This is a genomic window from Aureimonas sp. ME7, assembly GCF_903970965.1.
GTDB lineage: Bacteria > Pseudomonadota > Alphaproteobacteria > Rhizobiales > Rhizobiaceae > Aureimonas.
The window spans coordinates 1-25,786 of sequence record NZ_CAJCKW010000001.1 but is presented as its reverse complement, the minus strand read 5'-3'; the positions used below and the strand labels follow the sequence as shown (position 1 = coordinate 25,786).

Below are 25,786 nucleotides of genomic sequence, written 5' to 3'. Positions count from 1 at the left end.
TCTCGCAATTGAAACGCATCTGACAAGCCGTCCGTGTTGCGATTATGTTGGCTCCAACACACCCGCGCAACGGAGGCACCCCATGAGCCACGGCATCCATCACGTCACCGCCATCGCCGGCCCGGCCGCGCGCAACGTGCGGTTCCACACCGATACGCTGGGCCTGCGTCTAGTGAAGCGCACCGTCAACTTCGACGATCCCGGCACCTGGCACCTCTACTACGGGGACGAAACCGGCACGCCCGGCACGATCCTGACCTTCTTCCCCTGGGAGCATGCCGCGCCCGGCCGGCTCGGCGTCGGCGAAACGCAGGAAACCGTGTTCCGGGTGCCGGAGGGCTCGATCGGCTTCTGGACGCATCGCTTCATCGAGCGCGGCGTCTCGTTCGACCCGCCGGTGAAGCGCTTCGGCGAAACGGCGCTGGCCTTCCGCGACCCGGACGGGATGAACCTCGCGCTCGTGGCCGTACCGGGGGCGGAAGGGGAGCCGGGATGGACGGGCGGCGGCGTAATGCCTGAGCACGCCATTCGCGGCTTCCATTCGGTGAGCCTGCTCGTGGAGGACAAGGCGCCGACGGGCGCGGTGCTGACCGACGTCCTCGGCTTTGGGGAACTCGGCGCGGACGGTTCCACCACGCGCTTCCAGGTGCCGGGAGCGGGGATCGGCGGCATCATCGACATCCGCGCGGTCGGCGGCTTCCTGAAGCCGCGCCCCGGTGCCGGCTCGGTGCATCACGTCGCCTTCCGGGCGGCGGACGACGCGAGGCAAGCCGCGATGGTGCGGCGCCTTGCGGAGAACCACCGGGTCGCGGTCACCGAACAGCGCGACCGGAACTACTTCCGCTCGGTGTATTTCCGCGAGCCCGGCCACGTCCTGTTCGAGATCGCGACCGACGCGCCGGGCTTTCTGGCCGACGAGCCGACTGCGACCCTCGGCTCGGCGTTGAAGCTGCCCGCCGGCCTCGAAGCGCACCGCGCCCGGATCGAGGGGGCGCTGCCGCCCCTGTCCGAGGGCTGACGACCGGGGGCGGCCTTCGGGCCGCCCCGGACCCTTTCTGCCGAGATCGCGAGACCGAGACCGATGAGCACCACCCCTGCCGCCCTGTCGCATGTCCACCGGTTCCAGCCGGCGACCGGCGCCGCCCTGCACGCGCCGCTCCTCCTCCTGCACGGGACGGGGGGCGACGAGAGCGATCTCCTCGGCCTCGGCACCGCTCTGTCGCCCGGCGCCGCGCTCCTGTCGCCGCGCGGGCAGGTTCTGGAAAACGGCATGCCGCGCTTCTTCCGCCGCCTGGCCGAGGGGGTGTTCGACGAGGCGGACGTCGCGCGTCGTGCCGATGCGCTGGGTGCCTTCGTGCGCGAGGCGCAAGGCGCCTACGGAATCGGGGCGCCGGTCGCGGTCGGCTTTTCCAACGGTGCCAACATCGCCGCCGTCCTCCTGATGCGCGAGCCGGATACGCTCGCCGGCGCCGTGCTCCTGCGCCCGATGATGCCCTTCGCCGAGCCCCCGCCCTTCCGCCTCGCGGGGCGCCCGGTGCTGATCCTGTCGGGCGCGATGGACCCCATCGTGCCGGAAGACAACGTCCGACGTCTGGCGCAGACCCTCACGGCGGGCGGGGCTCTCGTCACCCACGAGACGCTGCCGCTCGGCCACGCCCTGTCGCAGATGGACATCACGATCGCCAAGCGGTGGCTGGCGGCGCAGGAACTGGGGCCGGGCGACGCTCGATCGACCGAGTGGTCCGGACGGTCAGCGGGGGACTAGGCAGGGAACGCGATCCATCGGTCGGCGACGTGTCATCGGAGACCCTGGGGTTTGGGACGCCAGTCGCCGAAAGCCGCCTCCTTCGAGCGACCTAGCCCCGGTCGCATCCCTTTCGCTCCGACGTTAAAGGAAGGGGTCGCGCGATCTGCAAAGGGCGAACGGCCATGGCCAGAACCACCCGCATCTTCGAACTCCTGGCCGTGCTTCGTGCCAGACGCGTTCCCACGACCGCCCTCGAACTGGCGCGGGAGCTGGGTGTCTCGTCGCGCAGCATCTACCGGGACATCGAGACGTTGCGTGCGATCGGCGCTCCCATCGATGGACAGGCGGGCGTCGGCTATCTCCTGCGGCGGGGCTTCTTCCTTCCGGAATTCGCCTTCTCGACCGACGAGTTGGATGCCCTGGCGCTGGGGCTCGGCTGGGTGCAGCAACGTGCCGATCCGGCTCTGGCGGGATGCGGCGAAAGCGCCTTGGCGAAGATACTCGCCGCCAGAGCCAATGGGCCGGCGCTCGGCCAAGACCCGCCCGCCATCGTCACGGCGGCCTCGCTCTCCGCCCGCCTGGATCCGCCGCAGGTTGCCCTGTTGCGCGACGCGATCCGCCGCCAACGCAAGGTCGCAATCGGCTACGAGGACGCTTCGGGCGCCCGATCGGAGCGCATCGTCTGGCCCGTCATCATCGTATACTTCGACGACGTTCGCGTCCTCGCGGCCTGGTGCGAGCTGCGATCCGCCTTTCGCCACTTCCGGGTCGATCGACTGCACGTGAAAGAAACCCTGCAGGACCGCTATCCCGGGCGTCGTCAGTCGATCGTGACACGTTGGCAGCAGCAGGATCGCGACTGGCGTTCGCTGCTGACAGTTTCTGACGTGGCGGCAGTCTAGCGATCGGGCGGCACCGTCATGCCCGGTGCCTTACCAGGGAAAGAGCCATGGTCGCCTTCATGCCTGGCGCATTCGACGCCTTCCTGGCGGAAGCCGACGACACACCCGTCGTCATGTTGAACCTCCTGCGGTTCCAGCCCGACGGCGGACGACAGAGATACCGGGACTACCTCGAAATGGCGAAGCCGATCCTTGCAAGGTTCGGCGCGCGCATCCTGTTCGGCGGCGATGGCTTGCCGGTGCTGACGACCGGATCGGGGAATGGCTGGGATGCCGTGGTTCTGGTTCAGTATCCCCGGCGATCCGCCTTCGGCGAGATGGTCGCCGACCCGGACTATCAGGCCGCGTTCCAGGTCGGCGCATCGGCGATCGCCGACATCCACCTCCAACCGTTGAAGATCAACGACGTCGGCACCTGACGCCGCGAGGAGACCCTTTGGGCTCCGGCGGAAGGCGAAGACGCCGATCGACCATTCCCGGTATCGCAATGCATCGATGTCCGCTCGAAACGCAAAGCGGCGCCCTCTCGCAGTTTTGAACCGAGGGGGAAGCGGACGATCCCCTTCTTCTTTCCCTTCGCTGACTGGTGCCCGACGATTGCCCGCGTTCACCAACCGGGCCGCTTCGCGCCCTGGCCATCGGCGACATCGGGCCACGCGGGTCGGAAGAGCAGCCCCAGCGCGTGGCGTCGGGGTGCGGCGTCGGGCGGCAGGGGGCGCGGCTGGATCGGGCGTCCCGCCGCCCCAAGTGGGGTGCCATGACGACGCTCGCTTCGCCCCATGCCCCGCCCGCCGCCTCCGAACCGCGAGGGAAGTCCGGATCCCCGCGCCTTCTCGTGCGCGGTCTGGAAAAGTCCGTCGGAAGCGACCGGCGGCTGTTTTCCGGGCTCGACCTCGAGGTCGCGGGCGGCGAGCTGGTGGCGATCGTCGGCGAATCGGGCGTCGGCAAGTCGACGCTTCTCAACATCCTCGCCGGGCTCGACGAGGCGGATGCCGGCGAGGTCCGCGTCGCGGGCACGGCGCTTGGGCCTCTCGACGAGACGGCGCGCACCAAGCTCCGGCGCGAGCGCATCGGCTTCGTGTTCCAGGCCTTCCACATTCTGCCCTACCTGACGCTCGGCCAGAACGTCGCCCTGCCGCTGGCCCTCCTGTCGCCCGACGCGAAGGCGGCGGAGGAGCAGGCGACGCGGCTCCTGTCGGCCGTCGGGCTCGGCGGGCGGGCGGGCGACTATGCGCGCGACCTGTCGGGCGGCGAGTTGCAGCGCGTCGCCATCGCCAGAGCCCTCGTCCATCGCCCCGCCCTGATCCTCGCCGACGAGCCGACCGGCAATCTCGATCCCGAAACGGGCGAGCGCGTGCTGGACCTCTTCGCCGCCGCCGTGCGCGAAGGCGGGGCGGCGGCCGTGATCGTCACCCATTCGCAGGCGACGGCGCGCGTCGCCGACCGCGTCCTCACCCTGACGCGCGGCGGTCTGCGGGACGCCGGCGCCGATGTCTGACGCGGGGCTCGTCGACGCGCGCCTTGCACTGCGCTGGCTGATCTCGGGCGAAGCGCGCTCCCATCCCGCGCGCTTTCTCCTGACGGCGGTGGCCATCGCGGTCGGCGTCGCGCTCGGCTTCGCGGTCCACCTCGTCAACGGCTCGGCGCTCGCTTCCTTCGAAGGGGCGGTGCGCGGGGTCAACGGGGCGGCCGATCTCCAAGTGCGCGCGGCCAGTTCCCTCGGCTTCGACGAGACGCTGTATCCAGCGGTCGCCGAGGCGCAGGGCGTCGGCGACGCTAGCCCCGTCGTCGTCCTGGAAGCGCGGGCGGGCGAGGCGGCGTTCACGCTTCTGGGGATCGACGTGCTGCGCGCCGCGCGCGTCAGCCCGAGCCTCGTCGGCCTCGGGGCGCAAGGCGTCGATCAGAACCGCGCCGACGCCTTTTCCCCAGACGCCCTGTTCCTGTCGCGCGCGGCCCTCACGGCTACCGGGGCGAAGGTCGGCGACACCGTCCCCGTCTCGGCCAACGGGCGGAGCGTGCCGCTGCGCATCGCCGGCACGCTCGATGGGTCAGGCGAAACGGAGCGGATCGGCACGATCGACATCGCGGCGGCGCAATGGCGCTTCGACCGACTGGGCAAGCTCGACCGGATCGACTTGGCCTTGAGCGACCGGGCCCAAGCCGAAGCCGCCCTCACCCCGCTCCTGCCCGCAGGCGCGTCGCTGGCCAGCGACGAAACGCAAGCGCGGCAGGGCAGCGCCCTGTCGAGAGCCTACCGCGTCAATCTCGACATGCTGGCGCTGGTGGCGCTTCTGACCGGCGGCTTTCTCGTCTTCTCCGCCCAGTCCCTGTCCGTGGCGCGGCGCCTGCGCGCCTTCGCGCTTCTGCGCACGCTGGGCCTGCCCCGGCGCGGCATCGTCGCCGCCGTGACGCTGGAAGGATTGCTGATCGGCATTCTCGGAGCGGGCGCCGGGCTTCTCGTCGGCTATCTCCTGGCGGACGCGGCGCTGCGCCTCTTCGGCGGGGATCTCGGGGCCGGCTATTTCGAGGGCGCGCAAACGCGCGTCGTGTGGAGTTGGCCGGCGGCGCTCGCCTTCTTCGCACTGGGGCTCCTCGCCGCCGTTCTCGGCAGCGCGCTGCCGGCACGGGCCGCTTCGCGCGCCGCGCCCGCCGCCGCCCTCAAGAACGCCGGCGACATGATCGACCCGCGCGCGCGCGTTCCCCTCCTGCCGGCGCTGGTTCTGATGGGCTCGGGCGTCGTCGCCAGCCTCATGCCGCCGGTGGCGGGCCTTCCGATCCTCGGCTTCGCCGGCATGGCGCTGCTGCTCGCCGGGGGCGTCGCGGGCGTGCCCTGGGCGGCGCGCCAGCTTCTCAAACCCCTTCTCAAACGCCGGACGGCCGGCGTCCCCTCGCTTCTGGCCGTGCGCCACGTGCAAGGCGCGCCGAGCGAGGCGGCGACCGCCTTGTGCGGCATCGTCGCCTCCACCGCGTTGATGATCGCGATGGCCACCATGGTCACGAGCTTTCGCACCGCCGTCGACGACTGGCTGGGGCAGGTGCTGTCGGCCGACCTGTATCTGCGCGGCCAAGCGGGCGCCGGCTTCGACGCGGAGGCGCAGCGCCGGCTGCGCGAGGTGCCGGGCGTCGGGACCTTGAGTTTCAGCCGGCAGCTGCCTCTCTCGATCGCGCTGGACCGTCCGCCCGTGATCCTTCTGGCGCGCGACCTCGACCCCTTGAAGCCCGGCGGCCTCGTCACGCCGATCGAGACGGCTAAGGAGCCGGCGCCCGCCGGCACCGTGCCTATCCACGTCTCCGAGCCCGCCTCGCGCCTTTACGGCTGGCGGCCGGGCGCGCGCATCACGCTGCCGCTGGGGCCGGGCGAGTTCTACGTCGCCGACATCTGGCGCGACTATGCGCGCCAACAGGGCGCCGTCGCGATCGGGGGCGCCGACTACACGGCGATCACCGGCGATCCCACCCGCGACGAGGCGGCGGTGACGCTGGAGGCCGGCGCCGACGCCGACCGGGTGGCGAACGCCCTTCTGGCAGCGCTGCCCGAGGGGGCGCGCGCCGGCACCTCGCTCGCCCGGCCGGCGGAGCTTCGCGCCTATGCGCTCGACCTCTTCGACCGCTCCTTCACCGTGACCTACGTGCTCCAAGCGGTGGCGATCCTCGTCGGCCTCGCGGGCGTCGCCGCGACGATCTCGGCGCAGACCATCGCGCGCTCGCGCGAGTTCGGCATGCTGCGGCACTTGGGTGTTTCCAAGGCTCAGATCCGGCGCATGCTGGGGCTGGAGGGTGCGCTGCTCGGCACCGTCGGCGCGGTGTCGGGCATCCTTCTCGGGCTCGTGCTGGCGCAGGTCCTGATCCGCGTCATCAACCCGCAAAGCTTCAACTGGACGATGGAAACGCGTGTCCCATGGGAAACGCTGGGCCTCGTCGCCCTGGCGCTGATCGGTGCGGCGGCGCTGACGGCGGTGCTGGCCGGACGCCGCGCGACGGCGGTGGACGCCGTCCAGGCGGTGCGGGAGGATTGGTGATGCGTGGGATCGTCGTTTTCCTCCTGTCGCTGATCTTGGCCATCGTGCCGGTCCGCGCACAGGATTTCCCGACCGTCGCCCCCGGCATGCCGCTCGCCTTTCCCGCCGACCACGGCGCGCATCCCGCCTTCCGCACGGAATGGTGGTACGTCACCGGTTGGCTCCAAACGGAAGGCGGCGCTGAACTCGGCTTCCAGGTAACCTTCTTCCGCACCCGGCCGGGCGCGGGCGAGGCGAACCCCAGCCGCTTCGCGCCGGCCCAGGTGCTCTTCGCCCACGCCGCCCTGTCGGACCCGGCCATCGGGCGGCTTCTGCACGGCGAGCGCTCGGCGCGCGAGGGCTTCGGCTTGGCGCGGGCGGCGACAGGGGACGCCGACGTTGCGATCCGCGACTGGCGGCTCCGGCGCGAGGCGGACGGGCGCTTCACGACGAGCGTCCAAACGCCGGATTTCGCCTACACGCTCGCCTTCCAGCCGACGCAAGGCATCTTCCTGCAAGGCGACGAGGGGTTCAGCCGCAAGGGCGCGGGCCGAGGGGAGGCCAGCTACTACTACTCGATGCCGCAACTGGACGTCTCCGGCACGCTGACGCGTGGGGGAAAGATCGAACGCGTCACGGGCCGAGCCTGGCTCGACCGCGAATGGTCCTCGCAGTTCCTGTCTCCCGGCGCCACCGGCTGGGATTGGACAGGCCTCAACCTCGACGACGGGGGCGCCCTCGTCGCCTTCCGCATTCGCGGCCGGGAAGAGGAGGCGATCTATGCCGGCGGCTCGTTTCGCCGCCCGGACGGGTCGATCGTCCGCCTCGGCCCCGATGACATCCGCTTCGAGCCAGTGCGCCGCTGGCGCTCGGAGCGGACGGGCGCGACCTACCCGGTGGAGCAAGTGCTGATCCTCCGCCTGCCCGAGGGCGAACGGCGCTTGTCCCTCAAACCCCTGTTCGACGACCAGGAGCTCGACGGGCGCGCCGGGGGCTTGCCCGTTTACTGGGAAGGCGCGGTTCGAACGGATGGCGGGCGCGGCTATCTGGAACTCACCGGCTACACTTCGCCCTTGTCGCTCTAGAAAAGTGCTTCGGACGTCCCGGGCAGAAGGTGGGCGAGGAATCTTCGCCGTCTCGCGGGACGAAAAACGCCGTCGATGCCGGGGGCGTCAGCGAGGGTCAAAGGAACGGCCAAGCCGACCCGTCGGACCTTCGAGGAAACCTCCAACAAGGAGTGACGGCGGCGGGTTTGCCGGTTGCAGGCCGCATGGAAGACGGGCGCGCGACCCTATCCGCCCCCGCCCGCCCGAAACGCCGCTGACGTCCGGTTCCCGAAGGATCGTCGCCCTCCTTGAATCCTAAAGCGCGACCTCGAACGAAGCGGCCGTCTTAGCGCGGATCTCGTCGAGGGTGACGCCATCAGCCAGTTCCACCAGCGTCAGCCGTTCCGGCCCCTTCCGTTCCACGGTGAAGACGCCGAGATCGGTGACCACGAGATCGGCGACGCGCGCGCCGGTGAGCGGCAGGGTGCAGGCGGGTAAGAGCTTCGACTCGCCCTTGGCCTCGTGCTCCATGACGACGACGACGCGCTTGACGCCAGCGACGAGATCCATCGCCCCGCCCATGCCCTTCACCATCTTGCCCGGAATCATCCAGTTGGCGAGATCGCCGTTGGCCGCGACCTGCATGGCGCCCAGGATCGACAGGTCGATATGGCCGCCCCGGATCATCGCGAATGAGTCGGCCGAGGAAAAGAAGCTCGTCATCGGCAGTTCGGTGATGGTCTGCTTGCCGGCATTGATGAGGTCGGCATCCTCCTCGCCCTCATAGGGGAAGGGGCCCATGCCGAGCATGCCGTTCTCGGACTGGAGCACCACCTCGATCCCATCGGGAATGTGGTTGGCCACCAGCGTCGGGATGCCGATCCCGAGATTCACATAGAACCCGTCCTGCAGCTCGCGGGCGGCGCGGGCCGCCATCTGGTCGCGCGTCCAGGCCATCAGACTTCCTCCCCCGCGGCCGCCGGCGCGGCGCTTTCCCGGCGCTGGCGCGTGGTGCGCTGCTCGATGTGCTTCTGCGCGTTCGCCACATGCACCACGCGCTGCACGAAGATGCCGGGCGTGTGGATCGCGTCGGCATCGAGCGAGCCGACGGGCACGAGGTTCTCGACTTCGGCCACCGTGACGGTGGCGGCGGTCGCCATCATCGGATTGAAGTTGCGCGCCGTCTTCCGGTAGACGAGGTTGCCCTCCGCGTCGCCCGTATGGGCATGGACGATGGCAAGATCGGCGAAGAGGCCGCGCTCCATCACGTAGGCCTCGCCGTCGAACTCGCGAACCTCTTTCCCTTCAGCGATCAGGGTGCCGACGCCGGTCTTGGTGAAGAAGGCGGGAATGCCCGCGCCCCCCGCCCGGATGCGCTCGGCGAGCGTGCCTTGCGGGTTGAATTCCAGCTCCAGCTCGCCCGAAAGGTACTGCTGGGCGAAGAGCTTGTTCTCGCCGACATAGGACGAGATCATCTTGGCGATCTGGCGGGTTTCAAGCAAGCGCCCGAGGCCGATGCCGTCGACGCCCGCATTGTTGGAGATCACCGTCAGCCCCCGCACGCCCGACGCCTGGATCGCGTCGATCAGCGCTTCGGGAATGCCGCAAAGGCCAAAGCCCCCGGCCATGACGACCATGTCGTCGCGAAGGACGTCGGAGAGCGCCTCCGCCGCGCCCGAACGAAGCTTTCTCAAAACGCGCCTCCCGTCACGTTGGGGAGCCCCGTGTGTTTCGGCTCCGGTCACCCCGAAGCTAGGGCTTGGCAGGGAGAACGAACCAGTCGTATTTCTACGGCATGTCCACCGCTGCCCGACCCGATGCCGGTACACAGGCTTTCCGCCGCTTCGCCCTGTCCGAACTGCCGGTTCCGCTGGTCTTCGCCACGCACCGGATCATTCGCGACTGCAACGCCGAGTTCGCCGCCCTGTTCGACACGGAGCGGGGCGAACTCCTGGATGCGAGCTTTTCGCGGCTTTACCCGCAGGTCGACGACTTCGTGCGCACCGGGCAGATGTGGCGAAGCCACCTGCCGGGAGGCCGGGTCTATTACGACGAGCGCATCATGCGCGGGGCGAGCGGGCGGCGCTTCTGGGCGCGGGTGCACGGGCGCTCCCACAACCTCGGCGACCCGTTCGCGGAGGCGATCTACTGCTTCAAGCCGTTGAACCGGCCGATCGGGGGTGCGAGCCTCGCACTCACCGGGCGGCAACGGCAGATCCTGGCGCTGGTGGCGCAGGGCAAGACCAACCGGGCGATCGCGACCGAGATCGGCCTGTCGCCCCGCACGGTGGAGGCGCACCGGCTGCGTTTGTCGCGCTCGGTCGGCGCACGCAACGCGGCGGAACTCGTCGCCTGGTTCCTGGCCGAGGGCGGAGGCTGACGCATCAGCCGCGCTTGATGCTCCTGGCGCCCCCGCTCGGGCGGGTCCGGTGCGCATCGAGCCGGATCAGCGTCTCCCCGGCACGGGGCTGCGCTTCGGAGGCTTTCCGCTCGGCAAGGCTCGCCTTGGCCGCGCCGAGGTGAAAGGCGCAGCCCGCCGCCGAGCCGAAGGCGGCGGGATAGGGCGCGGGCTCGCTCGTGGTGCGGATCAGGAAGCGGGGGTGGATGTGGATCGTCGCGGTCATGGCGGTCTCTCCCGTCGGGGTTTCGATGGGACAAGGAGTAGGAACGGGCCGTTTCGCGCCGATGTCGCCGATGTTTCGCGATGGGGACCTCGGCATTCCCGCGAAGAGAGGCTTTGGCGAGGCAGCGAAATCCGCTAAGCGACGGGCTCCAAGATCCGCGACCCTTGTTCGCCCGAAGCCAGCCGGAGCCAGAGCCCATGACGATCCGCGTCCACAAGGGAGACCTTCCCGACCTCGTCCGCTACACCGGATCGGTGGCGATCGACACCGAAACGCTCGGTCTCGACACGCGGCGCGATCGGCTCTGCGTGGTGCAGCTGTCGCCGGGCGACGGAACGGCCGACGTGGTGCAGATCGCCAAGGGCCAGCGCGAGGCGCCCAACCTGACCGCGCTCCTCAAGGACACGACCAAGCGCAAGATCTTCCACTACGCCCGCTTCGACATCGCCGCGCTCTACCATGCCTTCGGCGTGATGACGGAGCCCGTGTTCTGCACCAAGATCGCCTCGCGCCTCGTGCGCACCTATACCGACCGGCATGGGCTGAAGGATCTGACCAAGGAGCTGATCGGGGTCGACCTGTCGAAGCAGCAGCAGTCCTCCGACTGGGCAGCCGAGACGCTGACCCAGGCGCAGCTCGACTATGCCGCATCCGACGTCTTGTATCTCCACGACCTGATGGGCGTTCTTCTCAAGAAGCTGGAGCGCGAGGACCGGCTGGAGCTCGCCGAAGCCTCGTTCCGCTACCTGCCGACGCGCGCCCGGCTCGACCTTCTCGGCTGGGACGAGGAGGACATCTTCTCGCACTCCGCCCACCGCGCCTGATCGCGGCGATGTGAGCATAAGGGCGGCCGATCGGCCGCCCGCGTTAACGATCGGTCAACATCTTTCCAGCCGATCGATTCAATTGATTCGACCGGGTTCCGTCTCCCTTGAGAGCTTGCCGCTAACCTCTCCCCTGCCCGCCCCGAACCGGCGGCGGCACCAGAAACTCCCGAGGGGACAGGGACCGATGTCGATCGACGAGCGCCACGAACTTTCCGAACAGCACCATGCCTTGCGCGAGCGCCGCTCGTTCTGCGACCGGGCGCGGGCCGACCGCCTCGTGGCGCTCTGGGCCGCCGCCAAGCTCGGCCTCGGCGATGCGGAAGCGGAAGCCTATGCCGACGCGGTGGTGCGCGCGGGTGTGGCGGCGCCCGGCGGGCGCGGCGGCTTCGACCGCATCGCCGCCGACCTCGGGCCGACCGACGTCCATATCGAGACCATCCGCACCCGTTACGCGATCGCGATGGCCGACCTCGCGCACCCGCTCGGTGTGCCCCTAGGTCAGGGCTACTCGCTGGGCCTCTGACGCCACAGGACCGGACCAGGATCTCGGGGGAGTTCCTTGGCCTAGTGCCGTCACTCGAAGATCGGCACGTGCGGTGCCGCATCGCGCGGCAGAAGGCCGGCAAGGCGCGGGTCGTCGTTGATCTCGACCTCCTGGCGCACCGGCGTGAAGCCGGACCGCGCGTAGAAGGCGAGCGCGCGGTGGTGGTCCATCGTGTTGGTGTGGAGCCAGAGGCGCGAGACGCCGGCATCGAACGCCGTTTGGATCGCGTGGTTCATCAGGCGCCGTGCGGCGCCGGTGCCCTGGCGGGCAGCGGTGAGCCCGAAATATTTGATCTCGCAGGCGTCCCTTTCCGAGAAATCGAGCTCCAGGATGCCCTCCAGCCTCCCCTCGACCTCTTCGCCGTAAAGGCGGGTCGTGGGAGCGCGCAGCACGTCCTCCAGCTCGCCCTGCGTCATGAACAGGCGCGTCACCCAGAGATGGTCCGCCCCGACCCGGCGATAAAGGTCGAGATACTCGCCCGCCGTGATGCCATCGAGCGGGACCACGCACCCAGCGAGCCCGTCCGGCTCCGGCCGGGCGTCGGGCTTGTCTCGCATTTCCAGCGTCGTCGCGATCGCCGCGATCTTGCCGGGGCCGATGGCGGTGAAGCGGGGGGTTTCGGTCATCTCGGATAATTCCGGCTGGAAGGCTCTGTTTGCCCGAGGCCGATGCCATGGGGTCGGCGCGCGGCGCAAGGCGGCAAGACACGAAAAAAGGCCCGCGCCGATCCCTCGGCACGGGCCTTTCGATGTCGTGCGGGGCAAGGCGCCGGATCCGGCGCCCTGCCTCCGGGCGATGTTACTCGCCGTCCTGACGGTTCTTCATCGCGGCAGCGAGGATGTCGCCGAGCGAAGCGCCCGAGTCGGACGAGCCGTACTGCGCCACGGCTTCCTTTTCTTCCGCGATCTGCAGCGCCTTGATCGACGCGCCGACGCGGCGGGCCTTCTTGTCGAACTGCGTGATGCGCGCATCGACCTTCTGGCCGACCGAGAAGCGCTCGGGGCGCTGGTCGTCGCGGTCGCGGCCGAGATCGTTGCGGCGGATGAAGGTGGAGAGATCGGTGTCCACGATCTGGACCTCGATGCCGCCTTCGTTGACCGCCGTCACCTCGCAGGTGACGATCGCGCCGCGGCGAAGCTCGCCGGACTCGGCAGCGGTCGCGAACGAGTCGCCGCCGACCTGCTTGATGCCGAGCGAGATGCGCTCCTTCTCGACGTCGACGTCGAGAACCTGGGCGCGCACGACGTCACCCTTGTTGAACTCGTCGATGACCTGCTCGCCCGGACGCGACCAGTCGAGGTCGGACAGGTGGACCATGCCGTCGACGTCGTTCTCGAGGCCGACGAACAGGCCGAACTCGGTCTTGTTCTTGACCTCGCCCTCGACGATCGTGCCGACCGGGAACTGGTCGCGGAACGCTTCCCAGGGGTTCTGCAGCGTCTGCTTGAGGCCGAGCGAGATGCGGCGCTTGACCGGATCGACCTCGAGCACCACCACTTCGACTTCCTGGGAGGTCGAAAGGATCTTGCCCGGATGGACGTTCTTCTTGGTCCAGCTCATCTCGGAAACGTGGATGAGACCCTCGATCCCCGGCTCCAGCTCGACGAACGCGCCGTAGTCGGTGATGTTGGTGACGCGACCCGAGACCTTGACGCCCATCGGGTACTTGACGCCGATGCCTTCCCAGGGATCCGCTTCCAGCTGCTTCATGCCCAGCGAGATGCGGTGCGTGTCCTGGTTGATGCGGATGATCTGCACCTTGACCGACTGGCCGATCTGCAGGATCTCGGTCGGGTGGTTGACGCGGCGCCAGGCCATGTCGGTCACGTGCAGGAGGCCGTCGATGCCGCCGAGGTCGACGAACGCACCGTAGTCGGTGATGTTCTTGACCACGCCGTCGACGATCTGGCCTTCCTCGAGGTTCTGGACGATCTCGGAGCGCTGCTCGGCGCGGCTCTCTTCGAGAACCGTGCGGCGCGACACGACGATGTTGCCGCGGCGCTTGTCCATCTTGAGGATCTGGAACGGCTGCGGCGTGTTCATCAGCGGGCCGACGTCGCGGATCGGACGGATGTCGACCTGGGAGCGCGGCAGGAAGGCGACGGCGCCGTCGAGGTCGACCGTGAAGCCGCCCTTGACCTGGTTGAAGATCTGGCCTTCGACCTTCTCGCCGGCGTTGAACTTGACCTCGAGCTTGACCCAGCTCTCCTCGCGGCGCGCCTTGTCGCGGCTGAGGACGGCCTCGCCCAGCGCGTTCTCGATGCGCTCGACATAGATGTCGACGACATCGCCGACCTTCAGGGTGCTTTCGCCGCCCTTCGATCCGAATTCCTTGAGGGCGACGCGGCCCTCGACCTTCAGGCCGGCGTCGATGACGGCCATGTCCTTCTCGATCGCAACGACCGTACCCTTGACCACGGCGCCTTCGGCGACATCGTTTTCATGGAAGGACGCTTCGAGAAGCGCGGCGAAATCGTCGCGCGAAACTGCTGCGTTGGACATTCGTTCTCCTTGGGACCCCGCCTTCTTTCCAAGGCTGACGGGCATCGCGCCGGGGTTGGTCGCTTCGGGGCCGTCCGGCCGGTTCCGGTCCCGGACGGCCCCGCGCTCTGCGGATCGTCTGGAAACCACGGGGGAGATCGCTCGTCGGGAGCGAAAGCCCGTTTCGGCGCGAGGAACCGGCGGCCGGCGGTGATCTTCTCGGCTTGGAAACGCATGCGATCCGCCGGCCGACCTACACGATGGCGGGTCGACGAGCGGTCCGAATGCTCAATCCTCGTCCCGATATGGCGCCTCGTCGACGATGCCGCAAGCCGCCCGGAACGCCGCTTCTATATCCATTTCGCTCGTATCCAGCAAGCGGGCATCGGGCGCGGCCTTGAGCGGCGCGGCGGCGCGCCCGGCATCGCGCGCGTCGCGCTCGCGCACCTCGGCGAGGATCGTCCCGTAGTCCACCGCCCGGCCCTTGGCGAGAAGCTCGTCCGTGCGCCGGCGGGCGCGCACTTCCGGCGAGGCGGTCACGAAGATCTTCACCTGGGCATCCGGGCAGATCACCGTGCCGATGTCGCGCCCGTCCAGGACCGCGCCGCCCGGCATGACGGCAAAAGCGCGCTGGAAGGAGGTCAGCGCGTCGCGAACTTGCCGGTGCACGGCGACGCGCGAGGCGAGCTCGCCCGCTTCCCGGCCGCGCAAGGCGGCGTCGTCCAGCGAGGCCGGATCGAGCTCGCGCGCCACCGCTCCCACCGCCGCCCCGTCACCGAGATCCAGCCCCCGCTCGTGCGCGAGGCGGCCGATGGCCCGGTAGAGAAGACCCGTGTCGAGATAGGCGAGGCCGTAATGGGCGGCGAGGCGCTTGGCGATCGTGCCCTTGCCGGCCGCCGCCGGCCCGTCGATCGCGATCACCAGGGGAGAGGTCATTCGATACCTTTCGAAAGGGCTGGATCATCGGCCTCGCCCCGCATCCGCATCGGTCGTTCCCAGCCGAGGCGCGCGAGAACGAGAAGAACGGCGGCGGCAAGGTTGCCCATCACGTAGGGGATGGACAGGAAGAAGAAGTAGAGCGCGGCGTAGCCGACGAAGCGCAGGAGGCCGAAGACGGTATCGATCGTGCCGCTCGACGCCACGATGCGCGGCTCGAAGCTTTCACCCCCGCTCGCGGCTCCCAGCATCTCGAAGGGAAACGGCAGGGGCTCGGTGCCGCGCAGCGAAAGCTCGGCGAGGACGAAGTAGAGCGCGACCGACACGAAAAGCGGAAACGGCACGAGGCGGAACAGCGTGGCCCCGAGCCCCTCCCCCGTCTCGCCCATCCGCGCCCAGCGCCGACGCGCGCGGCCGAGGCCGAACACGACCCCGAGCGGCAGGAGAAACAGTCCCATCGCATAGCCACCGTAGCCCGCCTGGGCCATCAAGGCGACCGCGAGGACGAGCACCAACGCCAGCCACAGGAGCGTCGCCCAAAGCACGAGCTTCAAGACGCGCCATGCCAGGGGATGGCGCGTCGAATGCCAGACGAACCAGGCCGGCACGAGGATGACGACCAGCCAGATGAGAACGGCGTCGAGGACCTGCCCGAACCGCAGCAGCATCCAGAACTGGTCGATGCGGAAGCTCATGCCGACCCGTTCGCTCCGTTCCGCTTCAGGCCGCCTGTTCCTCCAGCAACCCGCCGAGTCCCGTCACCAGCCCTTCGAACTCGGGAAAGCTCGTGGCGATCATCGCGGCGTCGTCGATGCCGACCGGCTTCTCCGAAGCCAGCCCCATGACGAGGAAGCTCATGGCGATGCGGTGGTCGAGATGGGTCTCGACCCGTCCGCCGCCGAGCCCACGGCCGTCCGGGCGGCCGGTGACGGTGAGCCAGTCCTCGCCCTCCTCGTGCGTCACGCCGTTGGCGAGAAGGCCCGCCGCGACGGCCGCCAGACGGTCCGATTCCTTGACGCGCAGCTCTTCCAGCCCCTGCATCCGGGTTTCCCCTTCCGCGAAGGCGGCGGCAACGGCCAGCACCGGATATTCGTCGATCATCGAAGGGGCGCGCTCCGGCGGCACCGTGACCCCCTTGAGCGCGGAATGGCGCACATGAAGATCGGCGACGTCCTCGCCGCCCGAGAGGCGCGGGTTCAGGATCTCGATCGAGGCGCCCATCTCGCGCAGCGTCTCGACGAGGCCGGTGCGCGTCGGATTCATCAAAGCGTTCTCGATCACGACGTCCGAGCCCGGCACGAGAAGCGCGGCCACGACGAGGAACGCCGCCGAGGACGGATCGCCCGGCACCACGAAATCGGCCACACCCTTGAGTTCGCTCTGGCCCGTCAGGCGGATGGTGCGCACGCCCGCCCCGTCGGTTTCCACCGAAACGCTCGCGCCGAAGCCTTCCAGCATCTTCTCGGTGTGGTCGCGCGTCATCACCGGCTCGATGACGGTGGTGGTGCCCGGCGTGTTGAGGCCGGCGAGGAGCACGGCCGACTTCACCTGCGCCGAGGCCATCGGCACCCGGTATTCGATGGGGGCTGCGACCCTCGGCCCCCGGATCGACAGCGGCAGGCGGTCGCGCGAGCGGGCGAGCACCTGAACGCCCATTTCGCGCAAGGGATCGAGCACCCGCCCCATCGGCCGGCGCGACAGCGACGCGTCGCCGACGAACGTGGTGGTGAAATCATAGGGGCCGACGAGGCCCATGGTGAGGCGCGAGCCGGTGCCCGCATTGCCGAAGTCGAGAACGCCGTCCGGCTCCAGAAGCGCGCCGTTGCCGACGCCGTCGATCACCCACGCCTCGCCCTCGCGCTCGATGCGGGCGCCCATCTGGCGCATGGCGCGCCCCGTCGCCAGAACGTCCTCGCCCTCCAGAAGGCCGGTGACGCGGGTGCGGCCCGAGGCGAGGCCGCCGAACAGAAAGGCGCGGTGCGAGATCGACTTGTCGCCGGGCACGCGCACCCGGCCTTGAAGCGCGCCGGCGCGCCGGCTGGTCAGGGGGCGGGGGGTGCTGGCATGGCCGGTCATGGGCGGGGCGGTCCTTGGATCGTGCTGGGGATCGTGCTGGTATCGTATCGCGGCCGAGGCCTATCACGGCCCGCCCCACGGGTCACGCCCGCCGAACCCCGCCCGGCGAAGCCGTTCGCCTTGTTTTGACAAGCCGGAGGGGAGAACGTAAGGGACCACCGATTTTCGCGCCGGAATCCTTGAGGTTCGGCGCCTGCCTTTCCACCGTTTCGCAAAGGGGCCGTCCGCGGCCGCTTCCCTCCCCTTTCGCAAGGTTCTCCCATGGCAAAACCCGAACTCGGCACCAAGCGCATCGACCCGGAAACGGGCCGCAAGTTCTATGATCTGGGCAAGGACCCGATCGTCTCGCCCTTCACCGGCAAGACCTATCCCCTGTCCTTCTTCGAGACGGTGAAGGCCGGGCGGCCGTCCCGCCAGAAGGAGGAAGAGGAGGAGACGGAAGAGGTCGAGGTGACGGAGGTCGCCGACACCGACGAGGAGACCGTGTCCCTCAACGACGTGGCCGAGGACGAGGAGGGCTCGTCCTCCAACGACCTGCCCAATGTCGACGGCAACGAGGACGACGACGTTCTGGAAGACGACGACGACAATGACGACGACGACACGTTCCTCGCCGACGACGAGGACGAGGACGACGACATGACCGACATCATCGGCGGCGGGCGCGACGACGACGACGACGCCTGAGCGATCCGCAAGATCGGAACGGCAGGGGGCGGCGAGGGAAATCCTCCCGCCCCTTCTTTTTTCGCTTGCGCTCCCGGCCGCATTGTCATACTTAGCCGCCACACCGGTCGAGGGGCCTGCCCAAGGGTCCTGACGGAACGTCCGCTGTGATGCGGGCGATGGGGCCATAGCTCAGCTGGGAGAGCGCTACAATGGCATTGTAGAGGTCAGCGGTTCGATCCCGCTTGGCTCCACCATTCATTTCAAATTGCCGACCCAGTATACGTTACAGCGGGTTAAGAGCCTGGAAGGTTCTAGTGCGCACCCGACTGCGCACCCTCCGCGAAGTACCATTCCGAGCGTTCACGTTTTCTTCTTCTTCGATGCAACCCGTGCTAGCCTCCAGGTTGTGATTCGAGGAAGTTGGCATGGCGCTTACGTCGGTTTCGCGGGATGAGTTCCAACAGATCCTTGCGAGCAATCTTACCCCATCGGCAACAATCAAAACACCTGAGTTGCTTTTTGGTCGAGAACGAGCCCTCACACAGATAGAACGCGCTCTTGCATCGCAGGGCCGTCAAGTATTCATTTATGGAGATCGCGGCGTAGGCAAAACATCGCTCGCCCTTACCGCCGCGCATCTGCTTAACGGATCGACCGCTCCGCCGATTTACGTTGTTTGCAGCCAGAACGACAAGTTCGAGGACGTGATACGGGCCATCGGCGTAGCGGTCTTACGTGTCGAGGAACGCTTTGAGAAAAGCGCAGCGGCGGCCACGATCGGAGCGACATTCGCAGGGTTTGGTGGATCATTCAAAGGGGCCGACAAAACACAGACTACGATTGCCGCTCCCACGTCGCTGAATGAAGCCCTCGACATCGTAAGGTTCGTCCTTAGTAAGCGATCCGGCCAAACCGTCATCGTCATTGACGAAATGGAGCGCATTGGGGATGCGGCCCAACGCGAGAAGTTTGCGGAGTTCATCAAAAATATTCCGGAGCTTAGCGACCGGATCAAGTTCATTTTTTGCGGCATCGCCTCTACCGTCAATGAACTGATCGGAACTCACCCCTCCGCCGGCCGGGTAATTGAGCCTATCAATCTCGAAAAACTACACCACAACTATCTTTGGGATATCATCCGCAACGTTGCTGAGAAACTGAACGTAGCGGTCGAGCGGGAAGCCCTAGTTCGCATCGGGCAGATAAGTGACGGCTTTCCGCACTACGTCCATTTGATTGGCGAGTCCCTTTTTTATGCCGCTTATGACGACCCTTATCCTGTGGATGCTATCCGCGCTAGCCACTTTAAGGCCGGCATACGGGGCGCGTTGGAACGCGCGGAGGCAATGCTCCGCACCCAATACGAAAAAGCGACCATGAAGACCAAAAACACGGCCGACTATGAGGACGCGCTATGGTCTCTCGCGGATACGACATCGGACAGGCGGCAGCTTACCGAGATCTATGAAAGCTCCTACAAGCGAATCTTCGTCGCAAAAGGCGAGCGAAGCATGCTCGCGCGGGACAAGTTCAATCAGCGCCTTCTAGCATTGCGTAGCGAGGGCCATGGTAAGATCCTTATCGGGTACGGGTCCGGGTGGTTCGGATTTCGCGAAAACATTATGCGAGGCTACGTCCGCCTCCGCGCCGAAAATGCTGGGGTTTCGCTGGGCAGGGATAACGTCGTGTCGATCTAACCACGGCTTAGATTTGGGGTCGGTTATTCGAGACCCCATCAACGTGAGAGCGGAGACGAACTTCCCCCCGTACCGCCTCCCCGGTTTGCGTGTTTGCGACAAGAAAGGAACCCATGCTGACCTTTGCAGCCTGAAAGTGGTGGGCACGGTGGCGGACCCTCGCTGCGGGGTTGTCGCTGGGTTGGCCTGGGCACTGCCCTCGGGCCTTGCGTTAGGCTCCCAGTTCCTCGCACGGGCGCTCCTGCCCGCCACCATCGACCTTATCCTACATCGAACCAGCGGCCTGTTTGAGAGGGCGGCTACTTCTTCAGGACCGGGTGAGGTCGCTCTCCCCGGATTGCTTTCGGCCTTAGCCCGGCCCCCTATTGGAACGCCACACAGGGAAGCGACTCCGCGTGCCTTGAGATTGGGGGCGCCAAAAAAGCTTCCAAATGGATGCTCCTATCTGCCCCCTCGAATGAGGGCTGGGAGAACAAATCGGTAACGCTACCCAGTTTGTCAAGACATAGGCGTTGTCCGATAGGGCATACCCATACGGTCGGATAGCCAGCGGAAACTTCGTCATCAGGTAGGCTCGTCTTCCGAGATTCGGATCTGATCGCAGCAACCAGTCCGAGAGGGCCCACGGTCGATCTCTTTCAGTTCGTGGACAAGGTCAGTTGGCGCCACCGGCCGAGAAGGGCGAAGCTCCAGACGACGCCCCCTCCGCGCCCGCCGAACGCACATCCTACACGAGATAGGCTGCGCTGAACTGGTCGGCAGGAATGCCGGACAAGAGGATGGTGCCGCCGCCGTCGAGCTGGAGGAAGGCCTGGCCGTCCACGGAGCCGAGATAGTAGGCCCGGCCGCCGAGCGACAGGCGGTCGCCTTCGGCATAGGAAAAGTCCACTACCGTATCGCTGCCGTTGTCGGGATCGAAGGCGAAGACGTCGGCGCCCAGGCCCCCGCGCAGCGTGTCGTCGCCCCGATCGCCGTAGATCGTGTCGTCGCCCTGGCCGCCGTCCAGATAGTCCTGCCCCTGCCCGCCGTGCAGGAGATCGTTGCCGAGATTGCCGTAGAGCGCGTCGTTGCCGAGGTTGCCGAAGAGCTGATCGTCGTCCCGGCCGCCCCAGAGCTCGTCGTTGTCCTGGCCGCCATAGAGCGTGTCGTTGCCCTGGTTGCCATAGAGGGCGTCGCTGCCGGGGTTTCCGAACAGGAGATCGTGGCCTTCGCTGCCGAGGAGGCGATCGTCGCCGTAGCCCCCGGTCATCGTGTCGTTGCCCGAAAAGCCGTCCAGGACGTCGTTGCCGCTGGAGCCCTGGACCATGTCGTCGCCGCGCAGCGCATAGGCGAGGGGATCGAGCACCTTGCCGGCATAGATCGCGCCGGACACCGGGGCGACGGGGCTGGCGATGCCACTGACGAAGAAGAGCGGCGTGTTGCCGATGGTCAGTTGCAGCGTGTCCAGCGTGCCCGAAACGCTGGCTCCGGCATAGCCGAAGCTGCCGGAATAGATGATCCGGTCGAACCCTTCCTCGATGATCAGGGTGGTCGGGTTCGCGGTCTGCACGAGGGCATCGAGGACCGGGAGGTTGGTGAAATCGACGGGTTGATAGATCTGGACGTCGGCCATGCCGAAGACCTCCACACACGCTGGGATGGAACGAGCATAGGGCGGGACGGGGCAAAGCGCGATTTGCCGCTGGCGCCAGCGTTAACCGGGGGTGGCGATGTCGGCCCGCATTCGACGCACCATGCGAGTTCGGGGCGTCAGCGCGCGGGGCCGCGCAGGCTTTCGGTGATCGGCTTCAGGAGCTTGTCGTAGGGGTCGCGCAGCGTTTCGGGATAGCGCACGGAAACCGAATGGGTCAGCCGGCCCCGGAAGATGTAGCGCTCGTAGAAGATGCGCCCGTCCGGCAGATATCCCGACACCACCGCCCAGTCCTCGCCGGTGCGCTGGTAGGTGACCTTGTCGATGCCCCGGCGCCAGGCGACGAGCGCGCGCGGGCTCGGCCATTGCCGGTTGTCGATGGCGTAGATCACGATCTCGGCACCCTCGTCCGAACGCCAGGCCTGACCTTCCCCGTCGGGCGAGGCGGGCGCGATGCGCGGAAAGGCGCGGGCGGGAAACGTCGCCGACGTGCCGTAGGTCGGGTTGGTATAGGTATAGGCATGCGCCGCCCCTCCACCCGTGAAAACGGCGGCGGCACCCAGCCCGATGGCGCCAACCCACCTTGCGAACGCGATCGACTTCATCTTTCGCCCTCCCGGCTCTTCGCGACGCGCGGACGGATCGGTCCCGTGCGGCAACCCATGCGACCCTGCCCCTTTGCCGTCATCTCGTCGGCCGGTGGGTGAACGAACGACGCGACCGGAGGTTCACGCCCCTTGTCGGGAACATAGGCCCCCTTCGACAACCCGGTACCCGCCCGATCTCCCCTTAGGCCGCAGCCGGGGATGCGCCGGGAGCGGGCGCTGCCATCGCATGCAGCATCATGATGGCCACGAGGTCGGATCGCAGCACCATGACGTGGCGCATCAGGATATCGGGCACCGACCAGCCCGCCTCGATCAGTTCGACCACCTCGGCCAGCGACACGCCCGCATCGCGCACGACCCAATCGTCGCCCGCCTCGCCCGCGTTGCGGATCGCGAGCACTCCAAACAGCGGATGGCATTCCATGAGGCGCGTTCCCATCGAGGCGAAGGAGGGCGGAAGCGGACGTCTGGCGTCGCCCGGGCGTCGGTCCGCAAGGGCCGGCTGGCCCTCCGAACACGAAAAAGGCCGGACATGGCCCGGCCTTTCCCATCGTTCATATGTGCCCTGCCGAGTGCATCCCCGGCCGTGGGCCGTGGGCCTTAGGCGGCCTGGATGTTCTCGGCCGCGTTCTTGCCCGAACGGCGGTCGGCGACGACCTCGAAGCTGACGCGCTGGCCTTCCACGAGGCCACGCATGCCGGAGCGCTCGAGAGCCGAGGCGTGAACGAAGACGTCGTTGCCGCCTTCTTCCGGCGCGATGAAGCCGAAGCCCTTGGTGTCGTTGTAAAACTTGACGGTTCCGATGGTCATGACGATGCCCTTTCGAAGACAAAGCGAATAGCTTCCCGCGCCGCGTGCGCGAGAATGCGAAGATCGACAGTGAGAAAGAGGATCGCTCGGGCGCCCAGGCGCCAAAAAACAGGATCGACTACCAAAGATCGATGGCATGACCCTAAAACGACGAGGCGGAAAATACAATCCGAACGCCACGATAATCTCGGCGGCGTCGGATTTCTTCTCGAAACTCCGGGGTGAAACGGCCTCGATTTTCTTGCGATCCGGCATCCTCGAAACGGCCCTCCCGCGATCAATCCCCCTTCCAGCCGGCCACCGGCGGACGGACCTCCCGTTCGCGAGCCCCCGCGCGGTTGCGGCATCTTAACGGCTTTCCCACCCGCGAGGGTTTAAGGCATGGGAAACGCCGACCCGGGAGGCCGACCCCGCCATGGACTACGTCGTTCTGAAGTTCCTCCACGTGCTCGGCGCGGTCGTGATCCTGGGGACGGGCACGGGGATCGCGTTCTTCATGCTGATGGCGCACCGGACGCAGGACACGGCCTTCGTGGCGCGAACGGCGGGCGTGGTGGTGGTCGCCGACATGTTGTTCACCGCGAGTGCCGTGATCGCGCAGCCGATCACCGGCTATCTCCTCGCCCGTGCGACGGGCGTGCCGCTCGGGGAGGGCTGGCTCGGCCTTGCCCTCGTCCTCTACGCCGTCGCCGGCCTGTTCTGGCTGCCGGTGGTGTGGATCCAGGCGCGCATGCGCGACCTGGCGCGCGAGGCCGCCGCCGTCGGCGCCCCGCTTCCCCCCGCCTATCACCGGCTGTATCGCATCTGGTTCGCGTTCGGCTTTCCGGGCTTCGGCTCCGTGATGGCAATCCTCTGGCTGATGATCGCAAAGCCTGCCCTATGAGCGAAATCCCAGCCAAACCCCGCATCGCGGTTCTCGGCGCGTCCGGCCTGATCGGCGAGATGCTTTGCACCGAGCTCTCACGCGAGGGGCACGAGGTGGTGCCGGTGGCGCGCAGCTTCACGCAGCGCCAACTCGCCGCCTTCGAAGGGCGCGCCGTCCTCTTTCCCCTGGTCGATGCCGACGCGCCGGGCCTTGCCGCCGAGTTCATCCGCATCGCGCCGGATCTCGTGGTGAATTGCGTGGGCGTCCTGCAGGACACGGCCGGCTCGGCAGCCGCCGACGTCCACGAAGGCTTCGTTTCGCGCCTTCTCGGCGCCATGGAAGAGCTTGCCCCCGCCCTTCTCGTCCACGTCTCGGTGCCCGGCGATGCGGCGGAGGATCGAACGTCCTTCAGCCGCACCAAGCGCGCGGGGGAAGCGGCCATCGCGCGCTCCGCCATCGCTCATGCGATCCTGCGGCCAGGCTTCGTTCTGACCCATGTCCCCTATGGCGGCAGCGCGCTGATGCGCGCGCTCGCGACCCTTCCCGTCGCACTGCCGGAGGCGTTGGCCGAGCGCCCCTTCGCGGTGACGGACGGGCGCGACATCGCGCGCACCGTGGCCTTCCTCGCCGCCGAGTGGCGAGCCGGTCGGCGCGACTTTCGCCAGACCTGGGACGTGATGGAGCGGGAAGCGTCCAGCGTCGGCACCGTTCTCCAAGCGTTGCGCCACCAGTTGGGCGGGCCGGCGCCGCGCTTGCCCGCGCCCGGTCGCCTCCTCGACTGGGCGGGCCGGGCCGGCGACCTCGCCTCGCGCCTCGGCTGGCGCCCGCCGGTGCGCTCCACCGCGATCGCCGAGATGCGGCGCGGGGTGCGGGGCGATCCCTCGGCCTGGATGCGGGCCACCGGCCTCGTTCCCCTGCCGGGCCCGGCAGTGGTCGGCCGGCTCGGGTCTGGCGTGCAGGACCTTTGGTTCGCCCGCCTTTATCTCCTGAAAGCCCTGGTGATCGCGACGCTCGCCCTGTTCTGGATCGTGTCCGGGGCGATCGCGATCTCCGTCGCCTTCGATGCGGCGTCCGGCATTCTCGTCGACCACGGTTTCAGCCGGCCGCTGGCCGATGCCGTCACCGTCCTGACCAGCCTCATGGACATCTCGATCGGCGTCCTCATCGCCCATCGACGCTCGTGCCGGCTCGGGCTTGCGGCGGGCGTCGCGCTATCCCTGTTCTACATGGCGATGGCGGCCGTGGTGACGCCCGCCATGTGGGTCGAGCCGCTCGGCGCCCTCGTCAAGACGGGACCCGCCATCGTCCTGATGATCGTGGCCTTCGCGACATGGGAGGACCGCTGAGCCGGCGGGACGAAAGATTCGCGCGCACATCTCGAAGTTGTGTTCGGGCGACTGGTCTGCCCCCTGAAAAGTGGTCCTCCCTGAAGTAGGCTTTCGAGCTGATGGAGGACACGAGAATGGGACAGAAGAAGCACAAGCCGGAAGAGATCGTCGCCAAACTTCGGCAGGTGGACGTGTTGCTGTCGCAAGGCCGCCCGGTGGCGGAGGCGATCCGCACGATCGGCGTGACGCCGTTCACGTACTACCGGTGGCGCAAGGAGTTCGGCGGTCTCAAGTTGGATCAGGTGAAGCGGCTCAAGGATCTGGAGAAGGAGAACGAGCGGTTGCGCAAGGCAGTCTCCGATCTGACGCTCGAGAAGCTGATCCTCAAAGAGGCCGCCTCGGGAAACTGGTGAGCCCCTCCCGCCGTCGCCGCTGCATCGAGCACGTCATGAAGGAGCATGGCGTGAAGGAGCGGCTGGCGTGCCGGGTTCTGGGGCAGCACCGATCAACACAGCGCAAGGTGCCGAAGGGTCGAGCCGACGATGCGGCGCTGACGGCCGACATCATCGAGCTGGCGACGCAGTATGGACGCTATGGATACCGTCGGATTGCAGCTTTGCTGCGAGACGCTGGATGGCTTGTGAACGTGAAGCGGGTGGAGCGCATCTGGCGGCAGGAAGGGCTGAAGGTGCCAGCTAGGCAGCCCAAGAGGGGTCGGCTCTGGTTGAATGACGGCTCGTGCGTTCGGCTTCGGCCCGAGCACCCCAATCATGTCTGGTCCTATGACTTCGTGGAGGACCGCACCCACAACGGCCGCAAGTTCCGGATGCTCAATGTCATCGACGAGTTCACCAGAGAATGCCTGTGTATCCGGATCGACCGGAAGCTGAAGTCCGCGGACGTCATCGACGTTCTGTCCGACCTCTTCATCCTACGCGGCGTGCCAGGGCACATCCGATCCGACAACGGTCCTGAGTTCATCGCCAAGGCAGTGCGGA

26 protein-coding genes, 1 tRNA gene and 1 pseudogene are annotated in these 25,786 nt (G+C 67.6%); 16 read left to right on the top strand and 12 right to left on the bottom strand.

Features of this window, described 5'->3' with window-relative positions; genetic code table 11:
- Nucleotides 1-82: 82 nt before the first annotated feature.
- From H7A85_RS00140 to H7A85_RS00110, 7 genes are all read left to right on the top strand, one after another.
- Nucleotides 83-1,018, top strand: coding sequence for a VOC family protein (locus H7A85_RS00140; RefSeq protein WP_182083868.1), 936 nt, complete (start codon nt 83-85; stop codon nt 1,016-1,018).
- Between the two features lie 63 nt (nt 1,019-1,081).
- Complete coding sequence (locus H7A85_RS00135; RefSeq protein ID WP_182083867.1) at nt 1,082-1,765, top strand: alpha/beta hydrolase; 684 nt, start codon at nt 1,082-1,084, stop codon at nt 1,763-1,765.
- Between the two features lie 164 nt (nt 1,766-1,929).
- Nucleotides 1,930-2,649 carry a YafY family protein gene (locus H7A85_RS00130; RefSeq protein ID WP_182083866.1) on the top strand — a complete coding sequence of 240 codons (720 nt, stop codon included), beginning with the start codon at nt 1,930-1,932 and terminating at the stop codon, nt 2,647-2,649.
- A gap of 47 nt (nt 2,650-2,696) precedes the next feature.
- Complete coding sequence (locus tag H7A85_RS00125) at nt 2,697-3,068, top strand: DUF1330 domain-containing protein (protein ID WP_182083865.1); 372 nt, start codon at nt 2,697-2,699, stop codon at nt 3,066-3,068.
- A 338-nt stretch (nt 3,069-3,406) separates the two neighbouring features.
- Nucleotides 3,407-4,147: an ABC transporter ATP-binding protein gene (locus tag H7A85_RS00120; protein ID WP_182083864.1), complete on the top strand. Its 741-nt coding sequence runs from the start codon at nt 3,407-3,409 to the stop codon at nt 4,145-4,147.
- On the top strand, nt 4,140-6,668 hold the full coding sequence (locus H7A85_RS00115) for an FtsX-like permease family protein (protein WP_182083863.1): 2,529 nt from the start codon (nt 4,140-4,142) through the stop codon (nt 6,666-6,668). The genes H7A85_RS00120 and H7A85_RS00115 overlap by 8 nt, the downstream gene beginning before the upstream one ends.
- Nucleotides 6,668-7,732 carry a carotenoid 1,2-hydratase gene (locus H7A85_RS00110; RefSeq protein WP_182083862.1) on the top strand — a complete coding sequence of 355 codons (1,065 nt, stop codon included), beginning with the start codon at nt 6,668-6,670 and terminating at the stop codon, nt 7,730-7,732. The genes H7A85_RS00115 and H7A85_RS00110 overlap by 1 nt, the downstream gene beginning before the upstream one ends.
- 276 nt (nt 7,733-8,008) lie before the next feature.
- On the opposite strand, the gene H7A85_RS00105 is transcribed toward H7A85_RS00110, so the two are convergent.
- Nucleotides 8,009-8,650, bottom strand: coding sequence for a 3-oxoacid CoA-transferase subunit B (locus H7A85_RS00105; protein ID WP_182083861.1), 642 nt, complete (start codon nt 8,648-8,650; stop codon nt 8,009-8,011).
- Complete coding sequence (locus H7A85_RS00100) at nt 8,650-9,387, bottom strand: CoA transferase subunit A (RefSeq protein WP_182083860.1); 738 nt, start codon at nt 9,385-9,387, stop codon at nt 8,650-8,652. Before H7A85_RS00100 ends, H7A85_RS00105 begins: the two co-directional genes overlap by 1 nt.
- 101 nt (nt 9,388-9,488) lie before the next feature.
- Here H7A85_RS00100 and H7A85_RS00095 point away from each other — a divergent pair, with 101 nt between their 5' ends.
- Nucleotides 9,489-10,073, top strand: a complete 585-nt coding sequence (locus H7A85_RS00095) for a PAS and helix-turn-helix domain-containing protein (protein ID WP_182084447.1) — start codon at nt 9,489-9,491, stop codon at nt 10,071-10,073.
- Nucleotides 10,074-10,077: 4 nt separating this feature from the next.
- On the opposite strand, the gene H7A85_RS00090 is transcribed toward H7A85_RS00095, so the two are convergent.
- Nucleotides 10,078-10,317: a hypothetical protein gene (locus H7A85_RS00090; RefSeq protein ID WP_182083859.1), complete on the bottom strand. Its 240-nt coding sequence runs from the start codon at nt 10,315-10,317 to the stop codon at nt 10,078-10,080.
- A 197-nt stretch (nt 10,318-10,514) separates the two neighbouring features.
- On the opposite strand from H7A85_RS00090, the gene H7A85_RS00085 reads away from it, so the two are divergent.
- Nucleotides 10,515-11,141: a ribonuclease D gene (locus H7A85_RS00085; RefSeq protein ID WP_182083858.1), complete on the top strand. Its 627-nt coding sequence runs from the start codon at nt 10,515-10,517 to the stop codon at nt 11,139-11,141.
- 187 nt (nt 11,142-11,328) lie between these two features.
- Nucleotides 11,329-11,667 (top strand): ATPase inhibitor subunit zeta, encoded by a 339-nt coding sequence (locus H7A85_RS00080; protein ID WP_182083857.1) that lies wholly within the window; start codon nt 11,329-11,331, stop codon nt 11,665-11,667.
- A gap of 50 nt (nt 11,668-11,717) precedes the next feature.
- On the opposite strand, the gene H7A85_RS00075 is transcribed toward H7A85_RS00080, so the two are convergent.
- The 5 genes from H7A85_RS00075 to aroA form a co-directional block, all read right to left on the bottom strand.
- Nucleotides 11,718-12,314, bottom strand: a complete 597-nt coding sequence (locus tag H7A85_RS00075; RefSeq protein ID WP_182083856.1) for a GNAT family N-acetyltransferase — start codon at nt 12,312-12,314, stop codon at nt 11,718-11,720.
- Between the two features lie 172 nt (nt 12,315-12,486).
- Nucleotides 12,487-14,190, bottom strand: coding sequence for a 30S ribosomal protein S1 (rpsA, locus tag H7A85_RS00070; protein WP_182083855.1), 1,704 nt, complete (start codon nt 14,188-14,190; stop codon nt 12,487-12,489).
- A 267-nt stretch (nt 14,191-14,457) separates the two neighbouring features.
- Nucleotides 14,458-15,105, bottom strand: a complete 648-nt coding sequence (gene cmk, locus H7A85_RS00065; RefSeq protein ID WP_182083854.1) for a (d)CMP kinase — start codon at nt 15,103-15,105, stop codon at nt 14,458-14,460.
- A complete protein-coding gene (locus tag H7A85_RS00060) occupies nt 15,102-15,800 on the bottom strand; it encodes a hypothetical protein (protein WP_182083853.1) in 699 nt (232 codons plus the stop codon). Before H7A85_RS00060 ends, cmk begins: the two co-directional genes overlap by 4 nt.
- A gap of 25 nt (nt 15,801-15,825) precedes the next feature.
- Nucleotides 15,826-17,181 (bottom strand): 3-phosphoshikimate 1-carboxyvinyltransferase, encoded by a 1,356-nt coding sequence (aroA, locus tag H7A85_RS00055; RefSeq protein ID WP_182083852.1) that lies wholly within the window; start codon nt 17,179-17,181, stop codon nt 15,826-15,828.
- A gap of 261 nt (nt 17,182-17,442) precedes the next feature.
- Here aroA and H7A85_RS00050 point away from each other — a divergent pair, with 261 nt between their 5' ends.
- From H7A85_RS00050 to H7A85_RS00040, 3 genes are all read left to right on the top strand, one after another.
- Nucleotides 17,443-17,868, top strand: coding sequence for a TIGR02300 family protein (locus H7A85_RS00050; RefSeq protein ID WP_182083851.1), 426 nt, complete (start codon nt 17,443-17,445; stop codon nt 17,866-17,868).
- Between the two features lie 160 nt (nt 17,869-18,028).
- A tRNA-Ala gene (locus H7A85_RS00045) sits at nt 18,029-18,104 on the top strand.
- Nucleotides 18,105-18,275: 171 nt separating this feature from the next.
- On the top strand, nt 18,276-19,547 hold the full coding sequence (locus tag H7A85_RS00040; RefSeq protein ID WP_182083850.1) for an ATP-binding protein: 1,272 nt from the start codon (nt 18,276-18,278) through the stop codon (nt 19,545-19,547).
- A gap of 727 nt (nt 19,548-20,274) precedes the next feature.
- On the opposite strand, the gene H7A85_RS00035 is transcribed toward H7A85_RS00040, so the two are convergent.
- From H7A85_RS00035 to H7A85_RS00020, 4 genes are all read right to left on the bottom strand, one after another.
- The gene (locus H7A85_RS00035; RefSeq protein ID WP_182083849.1) at nt 20,275-21,159 is read right to left on the bottom strand and encodes a calcium-binding protein; all 885 of its coding nucleotides are present in this window, start codon (nt 21,157-21,159) and stop codon (nt 20,275-20,277) included.
- Between the two features lie 137 nt (nt 21,160-21,296).
- Nucleotides 21,297-21,782 (bottom strand): hypothetical protein, encoded by a 486-nt coding sequence (locus tag H7A85_RS00030; RefSeq protein ID WP_182083848.1) that lies wholly within the window; start codon nt 21,780-21,782, stop codon nt 21,297-21,299.
- A 184-nt stretch (nt 21,783-21,966) separates the two neighbouring features.
- Nucleotides 21,967-22,209 carry a hypothetical protein gene (locus H7A85_RS00025; RefSeq protein ID WP_182083847.1) on the bottom strand — a complete coding sequence of 81 codons (243 nt, stop codon included), beginning with the start codon at nt 22,207-22,209 and terminating at the stop codon, nt 21,967-21,969.
- Between the two features lie 176 nt (nt 22,210-22,385).
- The gene (locus H7A85_RS00020) at nt 22,386-22,595 is read right to left on the bottom strand and encodes a cold-shock protein (RefSeq protein ID WP_182083846.1); all 210 of its coding nucleotides are present in this window, start codon (nt 22,593-22,595) and stop codon (nt 22,386-22,388) included.
- A 415-nt stretch (nt 22,596-23,010) separates the two neighbouring features.
- Between H7A85_RS00020 and H7A85_RS00015 the strand changes: the two genes are divergently transcribed.
- The 3 genes and pseudogenes from H7A85_RS00015 to H7A85_RS00005 form a co-directional block, all read left to right on the top strand.
- Nucleotides 23,011-23,478: a DUF2269 domain-containing protein gene (locus tag H7A85_RS00015; protein ID WP_182083845.1), complete on the top strand. Its 468-nt coding sequence runs from the start codon at nt 23,011-23,013 to the stop codon at nt 23,476-23,478.
- Nucleotides 23,475-24,806, top strand: a complete 1,332-nt coding sequence (locus H7A85_RS00010) for an SDR family oxidoreductase (RefSeq protein WP_182083844.1) — start codon at nt 23,475-23,477, stop codon at nt 24,804-24,806. Before H7A85_RS00015 ends, H7A85_RS00010 begins: the two co-directional genes overlap by 4 nt.
- Before the next feature lie 116 nt (nt 24,807-24,922).
- A pseudogene (locus H7A85_RS00005) lies at nt 24,923-25,786 on the top strand (IS3 family transposase); the annotation flags it as partial.

What these genes read in the sequence shown, in the direction of transcription:
- H7A85_RS00095 (WP_182084447.1), top strand. Translation starts at nt 9,489, where the DNA reads ATGTCCACCGCTGCCCGACCCGATGCCGGTACACAGGCTTTCCGCCGC.
- H7A85_RS00020 (WP_182083846.1), bottom strand. Translation starts at nt 22,595, where the DNA reads ATGACCATCGGAACCGTCAAGTTTTACAACGACACCAAGGGCTTCGGC.
- H7A85_RS00120 (WP_182083864.1), top strand. Translation starts at nt 3,407, where the DNA reads ATGACGACGCTCGCTTCGCCCCATGCCCCGCCCGCCGCCTCCGAACCG.
- H7A85_RS00075 (WP_182083856.1), bottom strand. Translation starts at nt 12,314, where the DNA reads ATGACCGAAACCCCCCGCTTCACCGCCATCGGCCCCGGCAAGATCGCG.
- H7A85_RS00050 (WP_182083851.1), top strand. Translation starts at nt 17,443, where the DNA reads ATGGCAAAACCCGAACTCGGCACCAAGCGCATCGACCCGGAAACGGGC.
- aroA (WP_182083852.1), bottom strand. Translation starts at nt 17,181, where the DNA reads ATGACCGGCCATGCCAGCACCCCCCGCCCCCTGACCAGCCGGCGCGCC.
- cmk (WP_182083854.1), bottom strand. Translation starts at nt 15,105, where the DNA reads ATGACCTCTCCCCTGGTGATCGCGATCGACGGGCCGGCGGCGGCCGGC.
- H7A85_RS00040 (WP_182083850.1), top strand. Translation starts at nt 18,276, where the DNA reads ATGGCGCTTACGTCGGTTTCGCGGGATGAGTTCCAACAGATCCTTGCG.
- H7A85_RS00125 (WP_182083865.1), top strand. Translation starts at nt 2,697, where the DNA reads ATGGTCGCCTTCATGCCTGGCGCATTCGACGCCTTCCTGGCGGAAGCC.
- H7A85_RS00115 (WP_182083863.1), top strand. Translation starts at nt 4,140, where the DNA reads ATGTCTGACGCGGGGCTCGTCGACGCGCGCCTTGCACTGCGCTGGCTG.
- H7A85_RS00110 (WP_182083862.1), top strand. Translation starts at nt 6,668, where the DNA reads ATGCGTGGGATCGTCGTTTTCCTCCTGTCGCTGATCTTGGCCATCGTG.
- H7A85_RS00140 (WP_182083868.1), top strand. Translation starts at nt 83, where the DNA reads ATGAGCCACGGCATCCATCACGTCACCGCCATCGCCGGCCCGGCCGCG.
- H7A85_RS00015 (WP_182083845.1), top strand. Translation starts at nt 23,011, where the DNA reads ATGGACTACGTCGTTCTGAAGTTCCTCCACGTGCTCGGCGCGGTCGTG.
- H7A85_RS00025 (WP_182083847.1), bottom strand. Translation starts at nt 22,209, where the DNA reads ATGGAATGCCATCCGCTGTTTGGAGTGCTCGCGATCCGCAACGCGGGC.
- H7A85_RS00010 (WP_182083844.1), top strand. Translation starts at nt 23,475, where the DNA reads ATGAGCGAAATCCCAGCCAAACCCCGCATCGCGGTTCTCGGCGCGTCC.
- H7A85_RS00060 (WP_182083853.1), bottom strand. Translation starts at nt 15,800, where the DNA reads ATGAGCTTCCGCATCGACCAGTTCTGGATGCTGCTGCGGTTCGGGCAG.
- H7A85_RS00105 (WP_182083861.1), bottom strand. Translation starts at nt 8,650, where the DNA reads ATGGCCTGGACGCGCGACCAGATGGCGGCCCGCGCCGCCCGCGAGCTG.
- H7A85_RS00080 (WP_182083857.1), top strand. Translation starts at nt 11,329, where the DNA reads ATGTCGATCGACGAGCGCCACGAACTTTCCGAACAGCACCATGCCTTG.
- H7A85_RS00135 (WP_182083867.1), top strand. Translation starts at nt 1,082, where the DNA reads ATGAGCACCACCCCTGCCGCCCTGTCGCATGTCCACCGGTTCCAGCCG.
- H7A85_RS00085 (WP_182083858.1), top strand. Translation starts at nt 10,515, where the DNA reads ATGACGATCCGCGTCCACAAGGGAGACCTTCCCGACCTCGTCCGCTAC.
- H7A85_RS00090 (WP_182083859.1), bottom strand. Translation starts at nt 10,317, where the DNA reads ATGACCGCGACGATCCACATCCACCCCCGCTTCCTGATCCGCACCACG.
- H7A85_RS00130 (WP_182083866.1), top strand. Translation starts at nt 1,930, where the DNA reads ATGGCCAGAACCACCCGCATCTTCGAACTCCTGGCCGTGCTTCGTGCC.
- H7A85_RS00030 (WP_182083848.1), bottom strand. Translation starts at nt 21,782, where the DNA reads ATGAAGTCGATCGCGTTCGCAAGGTGGGTTGGCGCCATCGGGCTGGGT.
- rpsA (WP_182083855.1), bottom strand. Translation starts at nt 14,190, where the DNA reads ATGTCCAACGCAGCAGTTTCGCGCGACGATTTCGCCGCGCTTCTCGAA.
- H7A85_RS00035 (WP_182083849.1), bottom strand. Translation starts at nt 21,159, where the DNA reads ATGGCCGACGTCCAGATCTATCAACCCGTCGATTTCACCAACCTCCCG.